This window comes from Herminiimonas sp. Marseille-P9896 (genome assembly GCF_903993245.1).
In the GTDB taxonomy this organism is placed as follows: domain Bacteria; phylum Pseudomonadota; class Gammaproteobacteria; order Burkholderiales; family Burkholderiaceae_D; genus Oxalicibacterium; species Oxalicibacterium contaminans.
The window spans coordinates 635,619-661,387 of the sequence record NZ_CAJEVT010000001.1 but is presented as its reverse complement, the minus strand read 5'-3'; the positions used below and the strand labels follow the sequence as shown (position 1 = coordinate 661,387).

General features: G+C 54.3%; 26 protein-coding genes. All 26 read right to left on the bottom strand.

Translation table 11 applies throughout. The features are described 5' to 3' along the window. Nucleotides 1-54: 54 nt before the first annotated feature. The 26 genes from tatA to H7U06_RS03095 all read right to left on the bottom strand — a co-directional run bounded on the left by tatA (nt 55) and on the right by H7U06_RS03095 (nt 25,570). Nucleotides 55-285: a Sec-independent protein translocase subunit TatA gene (gene tatA, locus H7U06_RS03220; RefSeq protein WP_076593136.1), complete on the bottom strand. Its 231-nt coding sequence runs from the start codon at nt 283-285 to the stop codon at nt 55-57. Nucleotides 286-333: 48 nt separating this feature from the next. Continuing rightward, nucleotides 334-708 carry a histidine triad nucleotide-binding protein gene (locus H7U06_RS03215; RefSeq protein ID WP_175624747.1) on the bottom strand — a complete coding sequence of 125 codons (375 nt, stop codon included), beginning with the start codon at nt 706-708 and terminating at the stop codon, nt 334-336. 54 nt (nt 709-762) lie between these two features. Next, nucleotides 763-1,104, bottom strand: coding sequence for a phosphoribosyl-ATP diphosphatase (locus tag H7U06_RS03210; protein ID WP_175624746.1), 342 nt, complete (start codon nt 1,102-1,104; stop codon nt 763-765). Nucleotides 1,105-1,116: 12 nt separating this feature from the next. Continuing rightward, nucleotides 1,117-1,521, bottom strand: coding sequence for a phosphoribosyl-AMP cyclohydrolase (hisI, locus tag H7U06_RS03205; protein WP_124574313.1), 405 nt, complete (start codon nt 1,519-1,521; stop codon nt 1,117-1,119). Beyond that, the gene (gene hisF, locus H7U06_RS03200) at nt 1,518-2,282 is read right to left on the bottom strand and encodes an imidazole glycerol phosphate synthase subunit HisF (protein ID WP_175624745.1); all 765 of its coding nucleotides are present in this window, start codon (nt 2,280-2,282) and stop codon (nt 1,518-1,520) included. Before hisF ends, hisI begins: the two co-directional genes overlap by 4 nt. Then, nucleotides 2,279-3,064 (bottom strand): 1-(5-phosphoribosyl)-5-[(5-phosphoribosylamino)methylideneamino]imidazole-4-carboxamide isomerase, encoded by a 786-nt coding sequence (gene hisA / locus H7U06_RS03195; RefSeq protein ID WP_175624744.1) that lies wholly within the window; start codon nt 3,062-3,064, stop codon nt 2,279-2,281. Before hisA ends, hisF begins: the two co-directional genes overlap by 4 nt. Nucleotides 3,065-3,120: 56 nt before the next feature. Further along, entirely contained in the window at nt 3,121-3,759 is a 639-nt protein-coding gene (gene hisH, locus H7U06_RS03190; RefSeq protein ID WP_175624743.1) for an imidazole glycerol phosphate synthase subunit HisH, read from the bottom strand. A gap of 54 nt (nt 3,760-3,813) precedes the next feature. Beyond that, entirely contained in the window at nt 3,814-4,410 is a 597-nt protein-coding gene (gene hisB, locus H7U06_RS03185) for an imidazoleglycerol-phosphate dehydratase HisB (protein WP_175624742.1), read from the bottom strand. Nucleotides 4,411-4,653: 243 nt separating this feature from the next. Continuing rightward, on the bottom strand, nt 4,654-5,475 hold the full coding sequence (locus H7U06_RS03180) for a site-specific DNA-methyltransferase (RefSeq protein ID WP_175624741.1): 822 nt from the start codon (nt 5,473-5,475) through the stop codon (nt 4,654-4,656). Nucleotides 5,476-5,494: 19 nt separating this feature from the next. Then, entirely contained in the window at nt 5,495-6,808 is a 1,314-nt protein-coding gene (gene hisD / locus H7U06_RS03175; protein WP_175625199.1) for a histidinol dehydrogenase, read from the bottom strand. A 44-nt stretch (nt 6,809-6,852) separates the two neighbouring features. Further along, the gene (hisG, locus tag H7U06_RS03170) at nt 6,853-7,515 is read right to left on the bottom strand and encodes an ATP phosphoribosyltransferase (protein WP_175625198.1); all 663 of its coding nucleotides are present in this window, start codon (nt 7,513-7,515) and stop codon (nt 6,853-6,855) included. Further along, on the bottom strand, nt 7,515-8,765 hold the full coding sequence (murA, locus tag H7U06_RS03165) for a UDP-N-acetylglucosamine 1-carboxyvinyltransferase (RefSeq protein WP_175624740.1): 1,251 nt from the start codon (nt 8,763-8,765) through the stop codon (nt 7,515-7,517). Before murA ends, hisG begins: the two co-directional genes overlap by 1 nt. A gap of 31 nt (nt 8,766-8,796) precedes the next feature. After that, nucleotides 8,797-9,033 (bottom strand): BolA family protein, encoded by a 237-nt coding sequence (locus tag H7U06_RS03160; RefSeq protein ID WP_175624739.1) that lies wholly within the window; start codon nt 9,031-9,033, stop codon nt 8,797-8,799. Nucleotides 9,034-9,102: 69 nt separating this feature from the next. Beyond that, entirely contained in the window at nt 9,103-9,858 is a 756-nt protein-coding gene (locus H7U06_RS03155; RefSeq protein WP_124574305.1) for an ABC transporter permease, read from the bottom strand. After that, entirely contained in the window at nt 9,855-10,766 is a 912-nt protein-coding gene (locus H7U06_RS03150; RefSeq protein ID WP_175624738.1) for an ABC transporter ATP-binding protein, read from the bottom strand. The genes H7U06_RS03155 and H7U06_RS03150 overlap by 4 nt, the downstream gene beginning before the upstream one ends. A gap of 152 nt (nt 10,767-10,918) precedes the next feature. Further along, the gene (locus H7U06_RS03145; RefSeq protein WP_175624737.1) at nt 10,919-11,206 is read right to left on the bottom strand and encodes a lipid asymmetry maintenance protein MlaB; all 288 of its coding nucleotides are present in this window, start codon (nt 11,204-11,206) and stop codon (nt 10,919-10,921) included. Between the two features lie 2 nt (nt 11,207-11,208). Next, nucleotides 11,209-11,844, bottom strand: a complete 636-nt coding sequence (locus H7U06_RS03140; protein WP_175624736.1) for a phospholipid-binding protein MlaC — start codon at nt 11,842-11,844, stop codon at nt 11,209-11,211. Nucleotides 11,845-12,041: 197 nt separating this feature from the next. Next, entirely contained in the window at nt 12,042-12,764 is a 723-nt protein-coding gene (locus H7U06_RS03135; protein ID WP_175624735.1) for a VacJ family lipoprotein, read from the bottom strand. Beyond that, a complete protein-coding gene (mlaD, locus tag H7U06_RS03130) occupies nt 12,761-13,237 on the bottom strand; it encodes an outer membrane lipid asymmetry maintenance protein MlaD (protein ID WP_175624734.1) in 477 nt (158 codons plus the stop codon). The genes H7U06_RS03135 and mlaD overlap by 4 nt, the downstream gene beginning before the upstream one ends. 136 nt (nt 13,238-13,373) lie before the next feature. Next, complete coding sequence (mlaE, locus tag H7U06_RS03125; RefSeq protein ID WP_175624733.1) at nt 13,374-14,150, bottom strand: lipid asymmetry maintenance ABC transporter permease subunit MlaE; 777 nt, start codon at nt 14,148-14,150, stop codon at nt 13,374-13,376. Beyond that, a complete protein-coding gene (locus H7U06_RS03120) occupies nt 14,147-14,950 on the bottom strand; it encodes an ABC transporter ATP-binding protein (RefSeq protein ID WP_175624732.1) in 804 nt (267 codons plus the stop codon). Before H7U06_RS03120 ends, mlaE begins: the two co-directional genes overlap by 4 nt. 154 nt (nt 14,951-15,104) lie before the next feature. Next, nucleotides 15,105-16,568 (bottom strand): glutamate synthase subunit beta, encoded by a 1,464-nt coding sequence (locus H7U06_RS03115; protein ID WP_175624731.1) that lies wholly within the window; start codon nt 16,566-16,568, stop codon nt 15,105-15,107. Nucleotides 16,569-16,670: 102 nt separating this feature from the next. Next, the gene (locus H7U06_RS03110) at nt 16,671-21,359 is read right to left on the bottom strand and encodes a glutamate synthase-related protein (protein WP_175624730.1); all 4,689 of its coding nucleotides are present in this window, start codon (nt 21,357-21,359) and stop codon (nt 16,671-16,673) included. A gap of 172 nt (nt 21,360-21,531) precedes the next feature. Next, complete coding sequence (locus H7U06_RS03105) at nt 21,532-22,245, bottom strand: transposase (protein ID WP_175624729.1); 714 nt, start codon at nt 22,243-22,245, stop codon at nt 21,532-21,534. A gap of 89 nt (nt 22,246-22,334) precedes the next feature. Then, complete coding sequence (locus H7U06_RS03100; RefSeq protein ID WP_175624728.1) at nt 22,335-23,852, bottom strand: HDOD domain-containing protein; 1,518 nt, start codon at nt 23,850-23,852, stop codon at nt 22,335-22,337. Between the two features lie 26 nt (nt 23,853-23,878). Then, nucleotides 23,879-25,570: a bifunctional diguanylate cyclase/phosphodiesterase gene (locus H7U06_RS03095; RefSeq protein WP_254873117.1), complete on the bottom strand. Its 1,692-nt coding sequence runs from the start codon at nt 25,568-25,570 to the stop codon at nt 23,879-23,881. Between the last annotated feature and the right edge of the window lie 199 nt (nt 25,571-25,769).

Sequence of the window (25,769 nt, the reverse complement as noted above, 5' to 3'; positions counted from 1 at the left end):
CTGTACATAGTGCGGGCAAGTTCAGGCCGGATGGCCGCCCTGCCCACAAGATGATCAGCTATTCGACTTTTCTTTCACTTCAACATCGACGGTGCCTTTGTCGGCAACCTGCGATGGCGCAGCGTTCTGGGCAGCAGGCTTGTCGTCTTCGCCCTTCATGCCGTCTTTAAAACCTTTGACTGCCTTACCGACGTCCGAACCCATATTGCCGAGTTTCTTGGTGCCGAATACCAGCATCACGATGACCAGTACAATCAACCAGTGCCAGATGCTAAATGAACCCATCATTTTCTCCTTGTTAAGCGTCGCCGCCCTAATTCTAGAATTATTGTTTTAAGCCAGTGATCTGCGCCACGGACGCGGTCCGCCTATCACGTGCATATGCAGATGGTACACCTCTTGCCCACCATCCGGTCCGGTATTGAACAGCGTTTTGAAACCACCGGTACCAGGGCCATTACCATCCGCCTGGTAACCAACTCCCTGCTCCTGCGCCAGCTTCGGCGCGAGCAAAGATATTTTACCCAACAAAGCAGCATCCTCAGCCGTGCAATCAGCCAGGGTAGCCACATGTTTTTTTGGAACAATCAGGAAATGGACTGGCGCAGCAGGATTAATATCTTTGAATGCGAGCAGATCGTCGTCTTCATAAATAATCTGCGCGGGAATTTGTTTCGCGGCAATTTTACAAAAAATACAATTATCCAAATGAAACTCCATCGTGGTTGGTTCTCAACGCCAGCGTATCAGATGTAGGGATAATTAGTCTGCTTTGCGCGCAGCTTTTTCTTCAATTCCGGAGATGCCCTCACGTCGTGCCAGCTCATTGAGCACGTCTTGTGGGGTCAAATCGAATTGTGCCAGCAGGACAGCCGAATGGAACCACAGGTCGGCGCACTCGTACAGCACCTTGGATTTGTCATCGCTCACGCGCGCATCCTTGGCCGCCATCACCAGCTCAGTCGCTTCTTCGCCGATTTTTTTCAAAATCGCGTCGTCGCCCTTCTTGAACAAGCGCGCCACATACGATTTTTCAGGATCGCCGCCATTCGCCGGTTTGCGTGATTCAATCACGGCTGCCAGGCGCTTCAGTGTTTCACTCATGCGACTCTGCCTTTATTTGTATATCGTTTCCGGGTTCTTCAGCACAGGCTCGACGGTTTCCCAGTCGCCGTCTTTCGCGCCGCCTTCAAACTTCTGGAAGAAGCAGGAATGACGTCCGGTATGGCAGGCGATCGCGCCGACTTGCTCGACCTTGAGCAAGACCACGTCTTCATCGCAATCCAGGCGCACTTCATGCACTTTTTGCGTGTGGCCGGACTCTTCGCCCTTGTGCCACAGCTTCTTGCGCGAGCGGCTCCAGTAGATCGCTTCGCCCGACTCTATGGTCTTGGCCAGCGCATCACGATTCATCCACGCAAACATCAGCACATCATTGGTGCCGACTTCCTGTGCGATGACCGGCACCAGGCCGTGCTCATCCCACTTCACCTTATTCAGCCATTTTGCATTGCTGCTCATACCAACCTCATTGGAATACCTTGATCTGCCATGAAACGCTTGGCTTCCTGCACCGTGTGCTGGCCGTAATGGAAGATGCTGGCAGCCAGCACCGCATCAGCGCGACCGACTTTGACGCCATCTGCCAGATCCTGCAAACCGCCGACACCGCCTGAAGCGATCACCGGGATGCTGATCGCATCCGACACCGCGCGTGTCAGGTCCAGGTCGAAACCTATCTTGGTGCCGTCTCTATCCATGCTGGTCAGCAGGATTTCACCAGCACCCAGGCTTTGCATTTTCTTGGCCCATTCGACTGCATCCAGCCCGGTCGCCTTGCGCCCGCCATGCGTGAATACTTCCCAGCGCCCATCCGAGGCCTTCTTCGCGTCGATGGCCACGACTATGCATTGCGAGCCGTACTTCTGCGATGCATCGAATACCAGTTGCGGGTTGCTGATGGCCGAGCTGTTGATACCGACCTTATCGGCACCGGCGTTCAGCAAACGGCGCACATCGTCCACCGCGCGCACACCACCACCAACCGTCAATGGAATAAACACTTGTGACGCGACCGCTTCGATGATGTCGAGAATCAGATCACGACCATCCGAGGTCGCAGTAATATCGAGAAACGTAATTTCGTCTGCGCCCTGCTCGTCGTAGCGACGCGCGATTTCTATCGGGTCACCGGCATCGCGCAACTCGAGGAAATTGACACCCTTGACGACGCGACCAGCGGTGACATCGAGACAGGGAATAATGCGTTTTGCCAGTGTCATGCGTCCGCTTCCGGTGCTTCGTCTGTCAATTCATCCGCCCGGTCCTGCGCCGAGCGCAAGTCCAGCGTACCTTCGTAAATCGAGCGACCGCAGATCACACCTTCGATACCTTCGTCCTGTACCGCGCACAGTGCTTCCACATCCTTGATGTTGTGCACACCGCCAGATGCGATCACCGGGATCGTCATGCTTTGCGCCAGCTTGACCGTCGCTTCAATATTCACGCCGCCCATCATGCCGTCACGGCCGATGTCGGTGTAGATGATGGATTCACAGCCGTAATCTTCAAACTTCTTCGCCAGGTCTATCACTTCGTGACCGCTCAGCTTGCTCCAGCCATCGGTTGCGACTTTGCCATCCTTGGCGTCCAGGCCAACGATGATCTGGCCCGGGAAGGCGCTGCAGGCGTCATGCAGGAAGCCTGGGTTCTTGACCGCAGCGGTACCAATGATGATGTAGCTCAGGCCGTCATCCAGGTAGCGTTCTATGGTGTCGAGGTCGCGGATGCCGCCACCCAGTTGCACCGGAATTTCTTCGATGCCGTTTTGCTCAGCGTATTCACGCACTGCCTGCAAAATCGATTTGACGGCCGATTCGTTCTTCGGCTTGCCGGCAAACGCGCCGTTCAAATCAACCAGATGCAGTCGACGCGCACCTTGCAATAACCAGTGACGCGCCATTTCGGCAGGGTCGTCGGAAAATACGGTGGCCTGGTCCATATCGCCTTGTTTCAGGCGAACGCAGTGACCGTCTTTGAGATCGATGGCAGGTATTAGCAGCATGGATACGTTTGGAGTATGAGGTTGTAAGTAGAAAAGAAAGCGATAAAGAATAAGGCTTACGGATTCCAGTGAACAAAATTCTTGTATAGCTGCAGTCCGGCCGTAGCACTTTTCTCCGGATGAAACTGCGTCGCAAAGATGTTATCGCGTGCAATCGCGCTGCAAAACGGCGCGCCGTAGGGTGTTTCACCTACCATGTGCGCAAGATCGGCAGGAACCGCGTAATAACTATGCACGAAATAGAAGTAACTGTCGTCAGCAATCTGGTTCCACAGCGGGTGTGACTGCGCCTGACGCACGCGGTTCCAGCCCATTTGCGGGACTTTAAAGCGGGAACCGTCTTCCTGCAATTGGTCCTCGAGGCGGAACTTGATTACCTTGCCAGGGAACAAGCCAAGACCGGCCGTATCGCCTTCTTCGCTCCAGTCGAACATGAGTTGCTCGCCGACACAGACGCCGAATAAAGGTTTGTTACGCGCGGCATTGAGCAGGGCTTCCTGCAAACCGGACTCTTGCAGCGAACGCATGCAATCCGGGATCGCACCCTGCCCCGGCAAGACCAGGCGGTCCGCCGTATGGATGTCATTAAGCTCACCCGAAATGCGGACATCCGCTTCCGGAGCCACTTTACGCAAAGCCTGGGCGACCGAGCGCAGGTTGCCCACGCCGTAATCCACTACAACAATTTTGTTCATACCGGTTGATTCAGATTTCAGTGTATTGAAATTCTCTTGCAGGCCGCGAGCAGCTTACAGGCTGCCTTTGGTCGATGGAATCGTACCAACGGAACGCGGATCCAGTTCAGCAGCCATGCGCAATGCACGGCCGAAGGCCTTGAATACGGTTTCGCACTGATGGTGGGCATTCACGCCACGCAAATTGTCGATATGCAAAGATACCAAGGCGTGATTGACAAAGCCCTGGAAGAATTCGTGTGTCAGATCGACATCAAAGGTGCCTATCATCGAACGGGTAAACGGGACATGGAATTCCAGTCCTGGACGACCCGAGAAGTCGATGACAACGCGCGACAAGGCTTCATCCAGCGGCACATAGGAATGACCGTAACGACGGATGCCTTTTTTGTCGCCTATCGCTTTGGCAAAAGCCTGGCCCAGTGTAATGCCGACGTCTTCCACCGTATGGTGGGCATCGATATGCAGATCACCTTTGGCTTCGATATCCAGATCGATCAGGCCGTGACGGGCGATCTGATCCAGCATATGGTCAAGGAAAGGCACGCCGGTATTCAGTTTTTGCTGACCGGTACCATCGATATTGATCGCAACGCGGATTTGCGTCTCGTTGGTATTGCGCGTGATTTCTGCAGTGCGTGGCGTAGACATATTCAATTAACAACCAGTTATGACGAAGAGGGTAATGCTGGTACAGCATCGAGATATAAATCACTTTGCCACTTCAGAGGCAAAGCTGAGCCAAGTTTATGGCAATACATGCATTTTACCCACATTTTCAACGAGGACTTTAGCTTCGGGCACCTGTTTCGCCAGATACACGCCTTTTTAGCCCGAGAATCGCAGGAATCTGCATAAATGCGCGAACTCTTGGCAATTCCACATCGAAATTAATCAGATTTCTTCCGACGCCGATTTTTGCTCCTGCCCGCTCAAAACCGGACTGCCAGCTTCTTCCTGCGGTGTCAGCAGCTGCAAACGTTTTTCTATCATCTCGCAATATTCGGCATTCAGCTCAAAACCCACGAAATGGCGGCCGCATCGTTTGGCCGCCGCTGCCGTGGTGCCACTGCCCATGAAAGGATCCAGCACCACTCCGCCGGGTGGACACGAAGCCTTCAACATGCGCTCAACTACTTCCAGTGGCTTCTGGGTCGGATGGTCAGCCCGTTCGCGATGCTCTTTATGCAAACGCGACACGCTCCAGACATCTTTCGGGTTGTAGCCCATCTCCAGCCATTTGGCACCAACGAAGATAGAACGCGAACGTGCTTTCTTGGTTTCCGCATCGTAAGGGATGCGCACCGCATCCAGATCGAAATAGTAATCCTTGGCTTTGGCAAAGAAACCTATGGTGTCATGCACCGAAGAAAACTTGCGGGTACCGCCGCCCATCGAAGGCACACGACGATCCCAGATGATTTCATTGAGCATGGTCATGCGCTTCTTCAGCATGACGAATACTTCCGGCGAATAGCGCCAGGTCAGGAAAATGTACAGACTGCCATTCGCCTTCAGCTTGGGCAAAGCGGCATCTATCCATTGCTCCATCCAATGCAGGTAGGCATCGGCATCCAGCTTGTCGGAATCGTTGCCGTAATCCTTGCCCAGTCCATACGGCGGATCGGCAATGATCAGGTCGATCGCACCATCGGGTATCCGCGCCAGCCCAGCCAGCGCATCTTCACAGAAAATGCGATCACGCCAATCCGTCATGGCTGGGCCCGGAGCAATTTCATTTCAGGCGATATTCTGCAGAACGGGCGTGGGCTTGCAAACCTTCGCCGTACGCCAGTTCAGCGGCAACCTTGCCGAGAGTCTGCGCGCCACCCTGGCTGACCTGCAGCATGCTGGAACGCTTCTGGAAGTCATACACACCCAGTGGCGAAGAAAAACGTGCAGTGCGCGAAGTCGGCAACACATGGTTAGGACCCGCGCAATAATCACCCAGCGACTCGGACGAGAAACGACCGAGGAACATGGCGCCAGCGTGGCGGATTTTATCGGCCCATTGCTGCGGATTCTCGGTCGAGATTTCCAGGTGTTCCGCCGCGATCATATTCGCGATCTCGCATGCTTCGTCCATATCGCGCACTTTGATCATCGCACCGCGATTGGTCAGCGAAGTGGTGATCACTTCCTTGCGTGGCATATCCGCGAGTTGACGATTGACGCTCTCTGCCACTGCATCCAGATAAGCCGCATCCGGGCAGATCAGAATGGATTGCGCCAGTTCGTCATGCTCGGCTTGCGAGAACAAGTCCATCGCGATCCAGTCCGGATCGGTCGTACCGTCGCACACCACCAGGATTTCCGATGGGCCAGCGATCATGTCGATACCCACGGTACCAAACACGCGGCGCTTGGCTGCGGCCACGTAGGCATTGCCCGGGCCGACGATCTTGTCTACCTGCGGGATAGTCGCCGTGCCGTACGCCAGCGCAGCGACAGCTTGCGCGCCACCGATGGTGAAGACGCGATCGACACCGGACATCGCCGCCGCTGCCAATACCAATTCGTTCTTCACGCCATTCGGGGTCGGCACCACCATGATGACTTCCTGCACGCCTGCGACTTTGGCAGGAATCGCATTCATCAATACCGATGATGGATAAGCTGCTTTACCGCCCGGCACATAAATACCGACGCGATCCAGCGGTGTTACTTTTTGTCCGAGGATGGTGCCGTCTGCTTCGGTGTAGCTGAAGCCGTTGGAACCAATCTCGGCTTTTTGTCGTTCGTGATACACGCGCACACGATCCGCTGCAGTCTGCAAGGCGGCGCGACGTACCGGCGACAGTTGCGCCAGTGCGGCTTGCAATGCTTCGCCGCCGATTTCCAGCGCCTGCATGCTGCCTGCTTCGACATGGTCGAATTGCTTCGTATATTCAAGCACAGCAACGTCACCGCGCTTCTTCACATCCTCCAGGATGCGCTGCACGGAGCGATCAATCGCTTCGTCTTCGCTGGCTTCGAACGCCAGTACATCCGCGAGCTGTTGCTTGAAGTCGGGATGTGTGGAATCAAATTTGCGTATCTGTATGGACATCATTTTCCTCAATCAGGCCATGTAGGAATTAAATACTGCCGACATCAAGAGTGACGTTTCGACGCTTGTTCAAACGCTTCCAGTATCGGTTGCAGGCGCTCACGTTTCAGTTTCAGTGCAGCCTTGTTAACGACCAGGCGCGATGAAATGTCCATGATGCGTTCCACTTCAACCAGATGATTGGCGCGCAGGGTGCTGCCAGTGCTGACCAGATCGACGATGGCATCGGCCAGGCCTACCAACGGCCCCAGCTCCATCGAACCATACAGCTTGATCAGATCAACGTGCACACCTTTGGACGCAAAATGTTCACGTGCAGTTTCTACATACTTGGTCACGACGCGCAGGCGCGCACCTTGTTGCACGGCGCTTTCGTAATCGAAGCCATCCTTGACCGCGACCGACATACGGCATTTCGCGATATGCAGGTCGATAGGCTGGTACAGGCCTTCGCCGCCATGCTCGAGCAAGACGTCCTTGCCGGCCACACCGAAGTCAGCGGCACCGTATTGCACATAGGTCGGCACGTCGGATGCGCGCACGATGATCACGCGCACATTTGCATCATTGGTTTGCAGGATCAGCTTGCGCGAGGTTTCCGGATCTTCTGTCACCTTGATGCCTGCGGCTTCCAGCAGCGGCAAGGTTTCTTCGAAAATGCGGCCCTTGGACAGCGCCAGTGTCAGTTGTTGGTTCTCTTGCGTCATCATTTCACTCGCTGTATATCTGCGCCGACGGCGGACAATTTGACTTCCATACGATCGTAACCGCGATCCAGATGGTAAATGCGATCTATCAGTGTTTCACCTTCGGCAGCCAGAGCAGCAATCACCAGCGAAGCCGAAGCGCGCAAGTCGGTGGCCATCACCGGTGCACCAACCAGCTTATCCACACCATTGATGATCGCAGTGTGACCTTCAATCGTAATCGCAGCGCCGAGGCGATTCATTTCCTGTACGTGCATGAAACGATTTTCAAAAATCGTTTCGATTACGCGGCTGCTGCCTTCTGCAACACAGTTCATGGCCATGAATTGCGCCTGCATGTCGGTCGGGAAACCCGGGTATTCAGTGGTACGGAAGCTGACTGCTTTCGGACGCGATGCCATTTGCACACGTATCCAGTCGTCACCAGACGTCAGGATCGCACCGGCTTCGCGCAATTTGTCGAACGCCACATCCAGCGTATCAGTACGCACATTGCGCAAAGTAACATCGCCACCGACCGTCGCCACTGCGCACATAAAGGTTGCGGTTTCGATACGGTCAGCAATCACTGCATGGCTGGCGCCGTGCAAACTCTCTACACCCTGGATCACCAGGCGATCCGTACCTATGCCTTCGATCTTTGCACCCATCGCCACCAGCAGATTTGCCAGGTCGGTGACTTCCGGTTCACGTGCAGCGTTTTCGAGTATGGTCTCACCTTCTGCCAGCGTCGCCGCCATCAGCAGGTTTTCGGTACCGGTGACGGTAATCATATCGGTCACGATGCGCGTACCTTTGAGCTTCTTGGCTTTGGCATGGATGTAACCGGCCTCTATCGTGACCTCGGCACCCATCGCCTGCAAACCCTTGATGTGTTGGTCTACCGGGCGCGAACCGATCGCGCAACCACCAGGCAAGGAGACCCGGGCTTCGCCGAAGCGCGCCAGCAAAGGTCCCAGTACCAGGATGGACGCACGCATGGTTTTCACCATTTCGTACGGCGCTTCCAGCTTATCGATGGCGCTGCCGTTGAGGCTGACTTTATCGCCGTCCTGCTCGGCGCGCAAACCCATCTGGCGCAACAGGCGCAAGATAGTCGTTACGTCCTGCAAATTAGGTACATTACTCAGCTGTACCGTATCGGCCGTCAACAAGCCCGCGCACAAGATAGGCAGCGCTGCATTCTTTGCACCGGAAACAGTGATCTCGCCGGAGAGACGATTACCGCCCCGAATTAAAAGTTTATCCATTTAAAGCTGGTCCGTTCAAATATGCAGTTACTTACTTCTGGAATTCTTCTGGCGTCAGTGTCTTCATCGACAAGGCGTGGATTTCTTCACGCATGCGATCACCCAAAGCGGCGTACACCAATTGATGACGCTGGATCAGGCGCTTGCCTGCAAACGCGTCCGATACGATCACAGCTTCGAAATGCGCGCCATCGCCGCTAACCTCGAGGTGTGAACAATTCAAGCCTGCCGCGATATAACTTTTAACTAATTCCGGTGTGGGCAACATGATTCTGCCTTTATCTAATATGGTGATGATGAGGTGAATAAATAGGGTGTACGGTTTATTTCCGGATGATTAATGACGCAGCTTGTAACCGCTCTTCAGCAGCGACATACCTACGCCTGCCAGCAGCACCAGGAAAAATGCGACGACAGTAGAACTGACCAGCGGATTCACATCGGACTGACCGAAGAAGCCATAACGGAAGCCGTCTATCATGTAGAAAAACGGGTTCATATGCGACACGGTTTGCCAGAACGGTGGCAAGGAATGTACCGAGTAGAAGACGCCGGACAGGAACGTGGCAGGCATGATCAGGAAGTTCTGGAATGCTGCGAGCTGGTCAAACTTCTCCGCCCAGATGCCCGCGATCAGGCCCATGGTGCCCAGCATCGCTGCGCCCAACACGGCAAAGATCACTATCCACCACGGTGCGACGAAAGACATGTCGGCAAACCACGCAGTCACGATAAACACGCCGCTGCCAACCACCAGGCCGCGCACGACGGCCGCCATCACATAAGCGCTGAACAACTCCCAGTGCGACAACGGTGGCAACAGGACGAACACCAGATTACCGGTAATCTTGGACTGAATCAGCGACGACGATGAGTTGGCAAATGCATTTTGCAAGACGCTCATCATGACCAGCCCAGGTATCAGGAAAGCCGTGTATTTCACGCCGGGATAAACCTGCACATGGTCTTCCAGCACATGCCCGAAGATCAGCAAGTACAGTACCGCCGTCAGGATAGGCGCGGCCACAGTCTGCGTCGCGACCTTCCAGAAGCGCAGCATTTCTTTATAAAACAGGGTCTGGAAGCCTATCATTTCTCACCTTCCATGATCTGTATGAAAACATCTTCCAGATCTGCCTGCTGCAATTGCATATCCTCTATCGTCACACCCGCCTGGCGCAGCTTTGCCAGTATCGGCTCGACGTCGTTGTAATCGTTGACGCGCAAGGTGTACTTGTTACCGAAGGCCAGTTCTTCCGGATGCGAAACCAATTCCTTCAGTTCGTCCGGCAAACTGCCTGCAGCCAGCTTTACCACCAGTTGCGAACCGGAGATGCGCTTAATCAGCGTGGAGGTGGTATCCAGCGCTACTACCTGCCCACCCTTCAACATGGCAACACGATTGCACAGCGCCTGCGCTTCTTCCAGATAGTGCGTGGTCAATACGACGGTGTGGCCTTCGCGATTCAGGCGTGAAATAAATTTCCACAAGGTTTGACGCAACTCGACATCGACACCCGCAGTCGGCTCATCCAGCACAATGACCGGCGGTTTGTGTACCAGCGCCTGCGCCACCAGCACGCGGCGCTTCATGCCGCCGGACAATGCGCGCATATTTGCGTCGGCCTTGTTGGTCAGGTCGAGGTTGTGCATGACTTCATCTATCCATGCATCGTTATTCTTCAGGCCGTAATAGCCCGACTGCATGCGTAAAGTCTCACGCACGGTAAAGAAAGGATCGAACACCAATTCCTGCGGCACGACGCCGAGCAACTGGCGCGCCTTGCGGTAATCGCTGACGACGTCATGACCCTGGATGGTGACGTTACCCGAGTCGGCACGGTTCAGACCGGCGATGATGGAGATGAGCGTGGTTTTGCCCGCCCCGTTCGGGCCGAGCAAGCCGAAAAATTCACCTTCTTCGATAGAAAGTGAAACGCCATTCAACGCTTTCAGCGTGCGATAGCTTTTTTCGACATTGTTAATTTGAATTGCAGCCATGGTGGCTCAGAACACTTTACGCAAGAATGGAACGCTGACGGCGGCGCAATTCACGCTACCGGATGCGAAAACCTTTGATTATATTGGATTTTCACGTTGAACCCCTGCACGAAGGGCTGTGAAACGTAGTACGCAGGAAATTGACGACGGGGTCAATGATGGGGCAAATCGGCGCGCGCGGAGCTGGAACCGATCAATTCGGTCACGTCATAGAGGGAAATCAGGCTGCGCAGATTCCCTGGCAGATTGTTGAAACTGAGGGAAACGGCGCGGGCGCTGGCGGTACGACGCCAGGCCAGCATGGTGGCAACTGCCGCTGAATCGACAGTTTCCACTTTAGCAAAATCAAATTCCGTCTGCCCGGCAGCAATCGCCTGCAAACCAGCGTTCAATGCCGTTTTGGCATTGTCGAAAGTGAGCGATGTACCGGGCTGGAACATTATCAGGAAGCCTTAGCTGGTTTTGCCGAGCTGGCGGCAAGCTTTTTGTTCTTTTCTGCGAGGGTCTTGATCAGGCCATCAACGCCCGATTTGCTGATTTCTGCGGCAAAGCTGCCTTTGTAGGTTTCAACCAGCCATGCACCCAGCACGTTGACGTCATAAATCTTCCAGCCAGCTGCCGATTTCGCCAGGCGATAGCTCAACTGGATAGGCTCACCACGTTGCTGGATAACCTGTGTGTTCACGATGACTTCGGTGTCAGCAGGATCAGCACGCAAAGGGCGATACTCGAGTTTTTGATCACGGATTTGCGAGATAGCGCCCGAATAGGTGTACATCAGCAAGCTGCGGAATTCGTGGGTCAGCTGTTTTTGCTGATCCGGTGTTGCATCACGCCAGTAACGACCGGCAGCCAGCGCTGTCATGCGTTGGAAATCAACATACGGCAGGATTTTTTCATCAACGACTTGCTGGATACGACGTGGATTGCCGCTTTGGATTTCCTTATCGGATTTAGCGGTCGCCATCACATCTTCACTGATGCGCTTGATCAAGACATCCGGTGCTTCCTGTGCTGCGGCATAGCCAGCGAACATCAGAGCTGCAACTGCGAACGACAATTTCTTAAATATATTCATATTTCCCTAACCCAATTTCTGACCGGTTGAACGGCATGGCGAATTACATAAGAGCAAGCACATGCCGCGATAACCGGATTACACCCACATGCGTGCAACCGGCTCGTTTGCATGCGATTCGACTGCTTTCAGCGCACGTGGTTCAACAATGATGCTTGCGCCCCGCTACGAATCTGTAACAAGAAGCAAGCAGTTGATTAGCTTTGCGGGCCAATTGCCTTGTCGTTGGTCGGTTTGGCATCCGCACCGTCACGCACCTGGCTTTCACGACGTTGCAAATAAGCACCGCGGATGAAGGTGTAACGATCCAGCGCCACATCTTCCAGCAAGTTGGTTGCGTTCAATGCCGAAGCACGCAGATCGATGACGCGTACCACTGCACCTACGTTACGTACGTCAACAGGTGTGACGTATGTCCATGCATCGCCGTAGATATCAACTGGCAAGGCAGCAGTATCACGCAGGGTCGAAGGACCAAACAAAGGCAGGACCACGTACGGACCGGAACCTACGCCCCATTTACCCAGGGTCTGACCGAAATCTTCCTTGTGCTTCTGGATACCCGCTTCAGACGCGATATCCAGGATACCGCCGAAACCGAATGTGCTGTTGACTGCAACGCGCATCACGTCGGACAGACCTGCTTCGCCTTTTCCTTGCAGGAAATTATTGACCATGGTCCAGACGTCGCCGATGTTGCCGAAGAAGTTATTGACGCCGGTCTGTACAAACGAAGGCAATACATCCTGGTAGGCAGTCGCAGCTGGTTTCAGCGCGACACGGTCCACGGTGTCGTTAAAGCTGAACATCGCACGGTTAAAACCTTCGAGCGGATCAGCCTGATTGTTGGCGGTGCTGCTGGCACATCCGCCGAGCAGCAATGCGGAAGCTAACAAGAGTGTTTTGCTGGTATTTTTCATTTTTGGTCTTCTTTCCCTTCGGTTGCCTTGCTGAAGAGGAACTGACTAATCAAGTTCTCCAGCACCATGGCCGATTGTGTCATTGTAATTCTGTCACCTGCTGCCAGGTTGACGGTATCGCCACCTGGTTCCAAACCTATATATTGTTCGCCCAGCAAGCCCGAGGTCAAAATTTTGGCCGACGAGTCTTTCGGGAAAACATAACGACTTTCAATATTCAGGGTAACGGTCGCCTGATAGCTTTTATCATCGAAGGAGATATCGGCTACGCGTCCCACCACCACGCCGGCACTTTTTACGGGTGCGCGCGGCTTCAATCCGCCGATATTATCGAATCTTGTCACGACCGGATAAACCTGCTCGAAGGACATCACCGATCCCATGTTCCCGGCTTTCATCGCCAAAAAGAACAGTGCGGCAGCGCCCAGCAGCACAAACAGGCCAACCCATAAGTCTAATGATTTTCGTTGCATAAACAGATACCTCAAATATGGGAGAAATCGCTATTTATCAAAAATAGTGTCTCATCCATCACACGAACAAAGCGTCGGAGGGGCGCACATTTTAATCTAAAAGTGCATAAGCCGCTCCGCGCCCCTTTATTGCAACTTAGCTGAACATCAGTGCCGTCAACAGGAAATCCAGCCACAACACGGACAAGGACGCGATTACCACGGTACGCGTCGTCGCGCGTGCCACGCCTTCCGGCGTTGGCTGGGCTTCATACCCTTGGTACAAGGCCACGAAGGTTACTGCGAAGCCAAATACGATACTTTTAATCACGCCATTGACGATGTCATTCCAGACATCCACACCACCCTGCATCTGCGACCAGAAAGCGCCTTCGTCCACGCCTATCAGTTGCACACCGACGATGTAACCACCGAGGATACCAACCGCGCTGAAGATGGCGGCCAGGATAGGCATCGCAATCACACCGGCCCAGAAACGCGGTGCCAGCACCCGCTGCAGCGGGTTCACCGCCATCATTTCCATTGCCGACAATTGCTCACCGGCTTTCATCAGGCCAATTTCAGCTGTCAACGAAGTACCGGCACGTCCGGCAAACAGCAATGCGGTCACCACCGGACCCAGTTCCCGCGTGAGCGACAAGGCAACCAGCAAACCCAGCGCCTGTTCGGAACCGTATTTATTCAGTGTGTAATAGCCTTGCAAACCCAGCACGAAACCGACAAATAAACCGGATACCGCAATCAGCACCAGCGAATAATTGCCGATGAAGTGGATCTGGCTGGTGACCAGGCGAAAACGACGCAGCAAACCACCAGACGCACCGATGATGCCGAAAAAGGTGCGGGTAGCAAAACCGATATTGACTACAAACTCACGAACCAGACGTCCCAGCGTCTCCAGCAACCAAATCATGAACGTGCCCCCAGCCCCAGATCATCGGCCAGCGACTTGCCCGGATAATGGAAAGGCACAGGGCCATCCGGCTCGGCATTGACGAACTGTTTCACATACGGGTCGCTGGAAGCCATCATCTCGGCTGGCGTACCTTGCGCGACGATGGTGCCTTTGGACAGGAAATACACATAGTCGGCAATCGAAAACGATTCGTGCACATCATGCGAAACCAGGATGGTGGTCGAACCGAGCGCATCATTGAGCTTGCGGATCAGGTTGGCCGTCATGCCCATCGAAATCGGATCGAGACCGGCAAACGGCTCGTCATACATGATCAGTTGTGGATCCAGCGCTATCGAACGCGCCAACGCAACGCGTCGCGCCATCCCGCCGGAAATTTCTGAAGGCATCAACTGGGCAGCGTTACGCAGGCCGACAGTGTGCAACTTCATCAACACCAGGTCGCGGATTAACTCCTCGGATAAGTCTGTATGTTCGCGCAACGGGAAGGCTACGTTCTCGAACACAGAGATATCCGTGAACAAAGCGCCATGCTGGAACAACATGCCCATCTTGCGACGCAATTTATACAAAGCCTTGGTATCGAGCTGGTGCACCACCTGCCCGTCTACCGCAACATGCCCAGCTTGTGGGCTTAACTGCCCGCCTATCAGGCGTAAAACCGTGGTTTTACCTGAGCCGGAGCCACCCATGACGGCAATTACTTTGCCACGTGGGAAGTCCATGTTGAGCTCCGACAGTATCGGACGCTCACCATAACCAAAATGGAGATCGCGGATTTCTACAAGATTAGGCACTAGGGGGAGTATTTCTTTTGCAATGTCATAATTGTAGTGCAGAAAACGAAATCTCTCCCAAGGCCATTTCTTTTGAGCAGCTTACATACGCCAAACGTTGTAAAAAAACCCACCGGTCTTGCGACTCGGTGGGTTTTCTGTACATAAACATTCTTTAGCGTGGCAGTACCGATTCGCCCATCAGGAACGCGTCAACTTCACGCGCGCACTGGCGGCCTTCTCTTATTGCCCAGACCACCAGCGACTGACCACGGCGCATGTCGCCAGCTGCAAACACTTTTTCGACCGAAGTACGGTAGCAGCCTTCACCATCGGTAGTCGCCTTGGCGTTACCACGTGCATCCTTGTCGACACCGAAGGCGTCCAGCACTTGCTGTACTGGCGAAACAAAGCCCATGGCCAGCAGCACCAGGTCGGCTTTCATTTCGAATTCCGAGTTCGGTACTTCCTGCATGCGGCCGTCTTTCCACTCAACGCGGGCAGCGATCAGTTTCTCGACTTTGCCGTTTTTGCCTTCCAGGCGCTTGGTTGCAACCGCCCAGTCACGCTCGCAGCCTTCTTCGTGCGACGAAGATGTGCGCAGCTTGGTTGGCCAGTAAGGCCAGACCAGCGGCTTGTTTTCTTCTTCCGGTGGCTGTGGCAACAATTCAAACTGAGCGACCGATGCTGCGCCGTGACGGTTCGAAGTACCTACGCAATCGGAACCGGTATCGCCGCCGCCGATCACAACCACGTGCTTGCCGGTTGCCATCAATTGGTCTTTGACCTTGTCGCCGGCATTGACCTTGTTTTGCAATGGCAGGAATTCCATCGCGAAATGCACGCCCTTCAATTCACGACCCGGCACAGGCAGGTCGCGCGGCTGTTCTGCACCGCCAGCGATGATGACTGCATCAAAGTCTTTATTGATTTCCTCTGGCGAGATGGTTTCTTTTGCCCAGTTGATGATGTTCGCAGGGAAATCCTTACCAACCAGCACGCCGGTGCGGAAGGTCACGCCTTCTGCTTCCATTTGCTTGACGCGCAAATCGATGTGGTTTTTTTCCATTTTGAAGTCAGGGATGCCATAACGCAGCAAACCACCGACGCGATCATTCTTTTCAAATACGGTGACATCGTGACCGACGCGCGCCAATTGCTGCGCTGCTGCCATACCGGCAGGGCCGGAGCCGACTACCGCGATTTTTTTACCGGTTTTGACGCTAGGCACTTGTGGCACGACCCAGCCGTTATCCCAGCCCTTGTCGATGATGAAGTGTTCAATCGATTTAATACCGACCGGATCTTCATTGATACCCAGTGTACATGCGGATTCGCATGGTGCCGGGCAGATACGACCGGTGAATTCAGGGAAGTTGTTTGTTGAGTGCAGGGTATCCAGCGCTTGCTTGTATGCGCCGCTGTACACCAGGTCATTCCAGTCAGGAATGATATTGTTGACCGGGCAGCCGTTATTGCAAAACGGAATACCGCAATCCATGCAGCGTGCTGCCTGTACTTTTGAATCTGCATCGCTCAGATGCATGGTGAATTCTTTGTAATGCGCGGTACGTTTTTTCGGCTCCTCGCTTGCTTCCCGCAAACGCTGGAATTCCATAAAACCGGTAATCTTTCCCATGTTTCTCTCGCCTTCTAAACCATTCGTTTCGGCCCGATCATCTAGTGACCGGGCCATGACATCGTTTGTGAACAGTGCTGCTTACAGCCTTATCAGCAACTGTTAAACCGCAACCTTGGTTGACACGGACTGCTCAGCTTTGGCTGCATGCATCTCGGCCAATGCGCGTTTGTATTCCGACGGGAATACCTTAACGAACTTGCTGCGCGCGGTGCTCCACTCATCCAGCAGTGCACGTGCACGTGTGCTACCGGTGTATTTGAAGTGACGCTCGATCAAACCTTTGAGGATAGCTTCATCGGTTTGCGCATCTGCGCCGCGTACATGGCTATGCCAGGAAGCGTGTTCAGCCTTGTTTTCCTGTTCAGACGCCGATTCCACAGGATGCAGGGCAACCATCGCCATGTTGCACTTGCTGGCGAAATCACCTTTCGGATCGTAGACATACGCGATACCGCCCGACATACCGGCAGCAAAGTTACGTCCGGTATCACCCAGCACAACCACGGTGCCGCCTGTCATGTATTCACAACCGTGATCACCGGTACCTTCGACCACTGCAATCGCGCCCGAGTTACGTACCGCGAAACGCTCGCCGGCGACGCCGTTGAAGAACGCTTCACCGGCAACCGCACCGTACAGCAAGGTGTTGCCGCTGATGATGTTCTCTACTGCGCGACCGCGGAATTCGGTGTTAGGACGCACGATGATGCGACCACCCGACAAACCTTTGCCGACGTAATCGTTACCTTCGCCCACCAGGTCCAGCGTAATGCCGTGTGCCAGGAACGCGCCAGCCGATTGGCCTGCAGTACCTTGCAACTGAATGTGGATGGTGTCGTCAGGCAAACCTTCATGGCCGTATTTCTTCGCGACCTGACCGGATAACATCGCACCAACGGTACGGTTGACGTTTTTGATGGTCGAGATGAACGAGACTTTTTCACCGTTTTCGATCGCTGCCTTGGCTTGTGCGATCAGCTTGTTATCCAGTGCTTTTTCCAGCGCGTGATCCTGACCTTCAACGTGGTAGCGAGCAACGCCTTCCGCGACTGCAGGTTGATAGAACATACGGCTGAAATCCAGGCCCTTGGCTTTCCAGTGCGAGATAGCTTTCGATTTGTCGAGCAGGTCGGCACGGCCGATCAGTTCGTCAAATGTACGGATACCCAGTTGCGCCATGATTTGACGTGCTTCTTCTGCGATGAAGAAGAAGTAGTTAACAACGTGCTCTGGCTTGCCGGAGAACTTGGCACGCAAGACCGGATCCTGGGTCGCAACGCCGACCGGGCAGGTGTTCAGATGGCACTTACGCATCATGATGCAACCCTCAACCACCAGCGGCGCGGTCGAGAAGCCCATTTCATCTGCGCCCAGCAAAGCAGCGATGACGACGTCACGGCCGGTTTTCATCTGACCGTCAGCCTGTACGCGGATACGTGTACGCAAGCCGTTCAGGATCAGGGTTTGCTGTGTTTCAGCCAGACCCAGTTCCCATGGCGAACCAGCGAACTTGACCGACGACAATGGCGATGCGCCGGTGCCGCCGTCATGGCCTGCGATCACAACGTGATCAGCCTTCGCTTTAGCCACACCGGTAGCAACGGTACCGACGCCGACTTCCGCAACCAGCTTGACCGAGATCGAAGCGCTAGGATTGACGTTTTTCAGGTCATGGATCAGCTGCGCCAGATCTTCGATCGAGTAAATATCGTGATGCGGTGGCGGCGAGATCAAACCAACGCCAGGTACCGAGAAACGCAGGCGTGCGATGTACTCGGATACTTTGTGACCTGGCAATTGACCGCCTTCACCTGGCTTCGCGCCTTGTGCCATCTTGATCTGGATTTGCTCAGCCGAAGTCAGGTACTCGGTGGTGACACCGAAACGACCCGAAGCAACTTGCTTGATCTTCGAGCGCAGCGAATCGCCAGGCATCAAAGGCATGTCGACTTCAACCACGTCTTTACCTATAACCGACGACAGGGTCGAGCCATCCTTGATAGGAATGCCGCGCAGCTCCGAGCGATAACGCTTGGTATCTTCGCCGCCTTCACCGGTGTTCGATTTACCGCCGATACGGTTCATCGCAATCGCGAGGGTTGCGTGCGCTTCGGTCGAGATCGAACCCAGCGACATCGCGCCGGTAGCAAAACGTTTGACGATTTCCTTGGCCGGTTCAACTTCATCCAGTGGAATCGCGCTAGCTGGATCGAATTTGAATTCGAACAGGCCACGCAGTGTCATGTGACGCTTCGACTGATCGTTGATGATCTGTGCGTATTCTTTATAGGTGCTGAAGTTGTTGGCACGGGTCGAATGCTGCAATTTGGCAATCGCATCCGGGGTCCACATGTGCTCTTCACCGCGGGTACGGTATGCATATTCACCACCAGCGTCCAGCGCATGTGCCAGCACTGGGTCAGCGCTGAATGCTGCACGGTGCAGGCGCAACGCTTCCTCCGCCACTTCAAATACGCCGATACCTTCTACGTTGGACGAAGTGCCTTTGAAGTATTTTTCGATCAGCGATTTGTTGAGGCCGATGGCTTCAAAAATCTGCGCGCCGCAGTAGGACATATAGGTAGAGATACCCATTTTCGACATGACTTTCATCAAGCCTTTGCCGACTGCTTTCTGGAAGTTGGCGATCGCTTTTTCTGGCGACAAGTCACCTGGCAAGCCTTTCGCCATTTCGCTGACGGTATCCATCGCGAGGTACGGATGAATTGCTTCTGCACCGTAACCTGCGAGCAGCGCGAAGTGATGTGTCTCACGTGCCGAACCGGTTTCCACTACCAGACCGGTCGAGGTACGCATACCTTTGCTGACCAGGTGCAAGTGGATCGCCGAAGTTGCCAGCAGCGCTGGAATCGCGACGTGGTTTTCATCGATCTTGCGATCGGAGATGATCAGGATGTTGTGGCCGGATTGAACTGCATCGACTGCCTGCGCGCACAGCGAAGCCAGGCGCGCTTCGATGCCTTCCTTGCCCCATGCGGTCGGGTAGCAAATGTTTAGCTCATGCGATTTGAACTTGCCGCCGGTGTGTGCACCAATGTTGCGCAACTTGGCGATATCCGCATAGTCGATCACCGGCTGCGACACTTCCAGACGCATAGGCGGGTTGATGTTGTTGGTGTCGAGCAGGTTAGGCTTAGGACCAATGAACGACACCAGCGACATCACCATTGCTTCGCGGATCGGATCGATAGGCGGGTTGGTGACTTGCGCAAACAACTGACGGAAGTAGTTATACAGGGTCTTGTCTTTGTTCGACATGACAGCCAGCGGCGAGTCGTTACCCATGGAACCGGTTGCTTCTTCAGCGGTGGTTGCCATAGGCGACATCAGGAATTTCAAATCTTCCTGGGTGTAGCCGAATGCTTGTTGCAGGTCGAGCAAGGCGGTTGCCGGTTTGGCTTCCGCTGCTTCCTTGTTCAGTTCATTCAGTTTGATACGTACCGACTCAATCCATTGTTTGTATGGTTTGGCGTTAGCGTAGGTATCTTTCAGTTCTTTATCGTCGATGATGCGGCCTGCATCCAGATCGATCAGGAACATTTTGCCTGGTTGCAGGCGCCATTTCTGGATGATCTTCGATTCAGGGATAGGCAGGACACCGGATTCCGACGCCATTACGACCAGGTCGTCGTCGGTCACGATGTAACGTGCTGGACGCAAACCGTTGCGATCCAAGGTACCGCCGATATGGCGACCATCGGTAAATGCCATTGCTGCCGGGCCATCCCATGGCTCCATCATGGCAGCGTGGTATTCGTAGAACGCGCGACGGTTGTCATCCATGGTGGTGTGGTTTTCCCACGCTTCCGGAATCATCATCATCATCGCTTGTGCGATCGGGTAACCAGCCATGACCAGCAGTTCGAGCGCGTTGTCGAAGCATGCGGTATCCGACTGACCTTCATAGATCAGCGGGAACAGTTTTTTCAGGTCGTCGCCCAGCACAGCCGACTTCATCACGCCTTCGCGTGCGCGCATCCAGTTGAAGTTACCTTTAACTGTGTTGATCTCACCGTTGTGCGCCAGCAGGCGGTACGGGTGAGCCAGCGGCCATTCAGGGAAGGTGTTTGTCGAGAAACGTTGGTGCACCAGCGCCAGTGCGGAGACGCAGCGTGGATCTTGCAAGTCTTTATAGTATTCACCGACTTGGTCAGCCAGCAGCAAGCCTTTGTAGACCACGGTACGTGCCGACATCGATGGCACGAAGAATTCCTGGCCGTGCAACAAGCGCAGTGCTTGGATCGCGTGCCCCGAAGCCTTGCGGATGACATACAGTTTGCGCTCGAGTGCATCGGTCACCATGATGTCCTGGCCGCGACCGATGAAAATCTGGCGGATCACAGGCTCTTTGTCGCGTACGGTAGGCGACATCGGCATTTCTTTGTCGACCAGCACATCGCGCCAGCCCAGCACGACCTGGCCTTCAGCCAGAACCGAGCGTTCCAATTCTTGTTCGCAAGCGATGCGGGAAGCGTTTTCCTTAGGCAGGAAAACCATACCAACGCCGTATTCCCCTGCTGGTGGCAGGGTTACGCCTTGCTTGGCCATTTCTTCGCGGTAGTACTGGTCCGGGATCTGAATCAGGATACCGGCACCGTCGCCCATCAGCTTGTCGGCACCGACAGCGCCGCGATGGTCGATATTTTTGAGGATGAGCAAACCTTGCTCAACAATAGAATGGCTCTTCTTGCCTTTGATGTGGGCGACAAAACCTACGCCACAAGCATCATGTTCATTAGCCGGATCGTACAAACCTTGCGCATGCATAGCCTTCTCCACTACTTTTCAATGAGCCTGAAGGATAGTGCAGAGCAATCTCAATTTCAACCTCAACAAATAGGGTCAGTGTCAATTAAATTTTCCCTACTTCGGAGTCAAATTTTAAATGGGGACAGAGTAATTCATTTTTGCACCAAAATGGTTCAACAGCGTGATGAAATCAGGAGCTTTTGGTGCCGACCTCCACGCTCTGGCGCGACGGCCTGCCCCGCTTTACTTGCCTAATCCGGCGTTGAGTTTGTTTCTCTAATGACAATTTATACTGCTCACTGCCCAAAGCCCAACCCTTCAAAGTGGCATCGCTGACCGCCGCCACCTCGTCCGCACTCAAGCCCTGCTCTATCAATGCCTTGTATGCCGCCTCGCGCTCAAACGGTGTGTTGCCTAAAGCCCAATACAAGGGATGATCAGTGATGACAGGATCGGATTTCAGCCCGATGTGGTGCGGATAACTGGACCAAGGGTAATCACCGGCCGCGGCGACCAAGCCACCACGCACCGGATTGGTTTCTATATAACGGCAGCAAGTCATCAGGTAACGCTCGGCGTCGACCACCGTGGCCTTGTAGCGTCCTTGCCACAGCGTGCCGCTGCGCTCGTATTTACGGTTGTAGTAAGGGACGTAGTAGCGCCCCAGCCATTGCATCATGCGCGACATGCCGTCCTGGTCGCTGGGCGTTGCCAGCAAATGCAGGTGGTCCGGCATGAGCACATAAGCATGGATGGCGACCTTGAATTGCTTGGCCGCTTCACGCAGGCGCGCCAGGAATTCGACGTAATCGGCGGTTTCGCGAAACACCAGTTGATGGTCGTTGCCGCGCTGGATGATGTGATGGGGCTGGTTGGGAACAACCAGCCGGGGAAGTCGGGCCATGGCTTTGCACCTGAGTTGATTTACTGCATATTAAATCAACTCTGACCCCAATTACGATATTTCTGTCGCAAGCCCGGTACCGGCCCGCATTAACGCATGGTACGGGTCCAGGCTGGCTCGTCGTTTTTATTGCGGTAGCCGATGGCTTTCACCACCAGCGCACGCAATTCATCCAGCAAGACTACTTCCTGCTGCGAAATTTTCGCCGGGGGCAGTTCGGCATCCCAATCGCCATACATAAAGCCGACCGGATGGAAATTCAGCATCAAGGGCAGGATGACGAAGCTGCGCGCTGTCGACAATTCGTCGCGCCACCAGCGTGGCAGCTTGCTGAGGAAGCCAGGTGCTTGCGCATCTTCGACAAAAATCATTTTGTCGTTGGCCAATGCAGCGTGAAATACATCCGGCTGGTAAGCATCCTTGAAATGCAGGCGCGCCAGCATTTCTTCGGTACATTCGCCGAAGCACATACGCGCTACATATTGGCCCTCATCGTGGTTACGCAGGAAGGCTACCGCGCGCGTCAGGCCCAGACCCTGATACACCGTTTCCAGCGCCACGGTCATGACCTGGCCGGTACTGGCAGTCGCCACTTCGTCGTGCATATCGCCGACGCCACGCTTGAGGATATTGATCGAATCCACCGGCTTACCCAGCGGCAGGGACATTTGTGCTTCCGGCTCATTGGCCTGCTTACCCTGGTGCGCCAGGGTTTCATCTTCCGAAGCCTTTTGCGCGGCATCCACGGCAGACAACACGACTGCCGAATCCAGGCCCAGCATTTCTGCGTAGTTTTCGGCGATCTCAGCCAAATCAACTTCAGCCGATGCCGCATCGTCTTCACACAGGACACCGGCACAACGGGTCGACATGGTCGAAACCGCGGCCAGCCATTCCGAATGTTCCAGCGGTTCGTGGCTGGCGTCGGCGTCGATGCGCGGCGGCATTTCCTTCAGGCTCGCCACCAGGCCGCTAGGCAAACCCCAACGCTTACCAATCAGGCGACCGATTTCATCCAGCTCCAGCCCGAGCACATCACGGGCAGCTTCGTTTTCCGAGATATCGTTGCTAATCGCACGCTCCTGCACTTCTGCCCATTGCTCAGGCAGATAGAAGGACACCATCAGGCGACCCAGCGAGTGCAGTATGGAACATACGACCACTTCTTCGGTATCCCGGCGCGTCGTTGACGATGCAACCTGACGCGCGATCTGCCCAGCCATCACCGCCCGTTCCATTTCGCTGCGTGTATCGGAGCTGCCGAGCGAAGCCGCCGACAAACCGTCGATCAGCTTCAGGCCCAATGCCAGATGACCTATGGTTTCGGTGCCGAGCACGATCACTGCCTTGGAAACGGTATTGATACTTTGGCCGAAGGCTGAATACATTGCGCTATTGGCCAGGCGCAGCACGCGCTGCGTCAATGTCGGATCGGACAAGACTGTCCGCGTCATGTTGAACTCTCTATCGTCTTCGCCTTGCATGGCCCCGACAATAGCGGTCACTACTTTGGAAAATCCGGGCAAGTCACCGCGTTGGCGGACGCGTGTCCACAGCAAGTCCAGTGTTCTTTCTGGACTGATAGCGGGGCTGATTTGGTTCGTCATGAATCGATGTCTTTGGACTTGGCGAGTTAATTTTGCAGAGCCAAGGCATCTGCTTTCAGTATATCGATCAGTGCATCCGGCAATAATGGGAAGCCGGTGTGAAAGCCCTGTATCAGTGAACAACCCTGTGCAGATAAAAATTCCATTTGCCGTTCGTTCTCCACCCCTTCCGCCACCGTCATCAGGCTAAGGTGATTGGCCAGGCTGAGAACCACGTTACAAATCGCCGCATCCTTGATGGAGTCGGGCAAGTCCTTGATGAAGGTACGGTCTATCTTGAGTGCAGCGATCGGGAAGCGTTTGAGATAAACCAGCGACGAATAACCGGTACCAAAATCATCAATCGCGATACGCACACCACGTGCCGTAATTTTGGCAAGCAAGGTTTCCGCATGCTCCGGATCCGACATCAGGATGCCCTCGGTAATTTCCAGCATCAACTGATCGCCTTCTAGGTCCGACAACTTGAGCGCATCATCCATCATGCTGATGAATTGATCACTGCGGAACTGGCGTGGGCTGACGTTCACGGAGACATATAACTTGCGTCCAGCGGCTTCTTCAAACCGTTTCAATTGCACGCATGCGGACTTCAGCGCCCATGCACCGAGCAAATTGATGAGACCGTTATTTTCCGCCATCGGGATGAATTGATTCGGCGGCACCAGGCCGATATCAGGCCGCATCCAGCGCATCAATGCTTCAAAGCCCATAATCTGGCGCGTATGTGCATCCACGATAGGCTGGTAGTGCAACAGGAACTCGCCATTGCGCACCGCTTCAAACATCGCGGCTTCCATCGTCACATCGTGTTCCACCTGGTTGAAGCTCAGATGGTTATAAATAATGCAGCGCGCTTTACCGGTTTCCTTCGCGCGGTACATCGCGCTATCGGCATGCGCCAGCAATTTGACATCGGTCTCGCCGTGCGCCGGGTAAATCGCCACGCCGATCGAGGTGCTGACATAGAGTGCATTGCCATCGATTTCAAATGGCAACTGAATGGCGGCGATCATTCTGCGCGCCACATTGTGTATTTCCACTTCGTCGACTGCGCCGTGCAGTACGGCGACAAATTCGTCACCACCAACACGTGCCAGTGTGTCGACATCGCGCAAGGTTTCGCGCAGACGCGCCGCCGCCACGCGCAATAAGGCATCGCCGACCGGATGGCCGAGCGCATCATTGACCTTCTTGAAACCATCGAGGTCCAGCGCCACCACTGCAAAGCCGCGATCAGTGCGACGCGACTGTGCGATCGCCATGCGCAAACGGTCTGCCAGTAAAGAGCGATTCGGCAAACCGGTTAATTCGTCATGTGTCGCCATATGACGCAAGCGCTCTTCCGTCGCTTGCTGCCCGGAGATATCGTGACCGACCACCAGCACTGCAGCTTCGGCGTCGTCATCGTAGGCAATCATTTGGAGTTCATACCAGCGCAGCACTGCGCGGGTCGCCATCTGCACGCTCACGCGTGTTACTTCGCGCGAGGCGATGGCTTGCCTCAGAGCCGCCTCAATTGCATGTCGGTCCGATAAACGCACCAGTTCGAACAACTTCATCCCGGCCAATGGCGAGCCGTGACCGATCAAAGCGTCAGTACGCTTGCTGACGTGGAGTATCTCTCCGCGTGTATTAAGTCGCAGCACTAGCTCCCCAGCTATTTCCATCAGGCTGGATAGCTGGTTATCGGATGAATCGTTACGCTTTAGGGACATGCTTAAACGGCTAGAGTATTAATGGGCCGAGACTGGTTTTCTTTAGAAAGCCGCCTCAGTTATTTTTGTAACAATGCAATTTTCAACTCCACACTGACAAAATGTAAATTTTCTGCGTGGAAATGTAAAAACATCAAAACGTAACTCTCAAATCTTAATGCAGCGAAAACGAAAAGAATAGAAAAGATTGCAGCAAAAA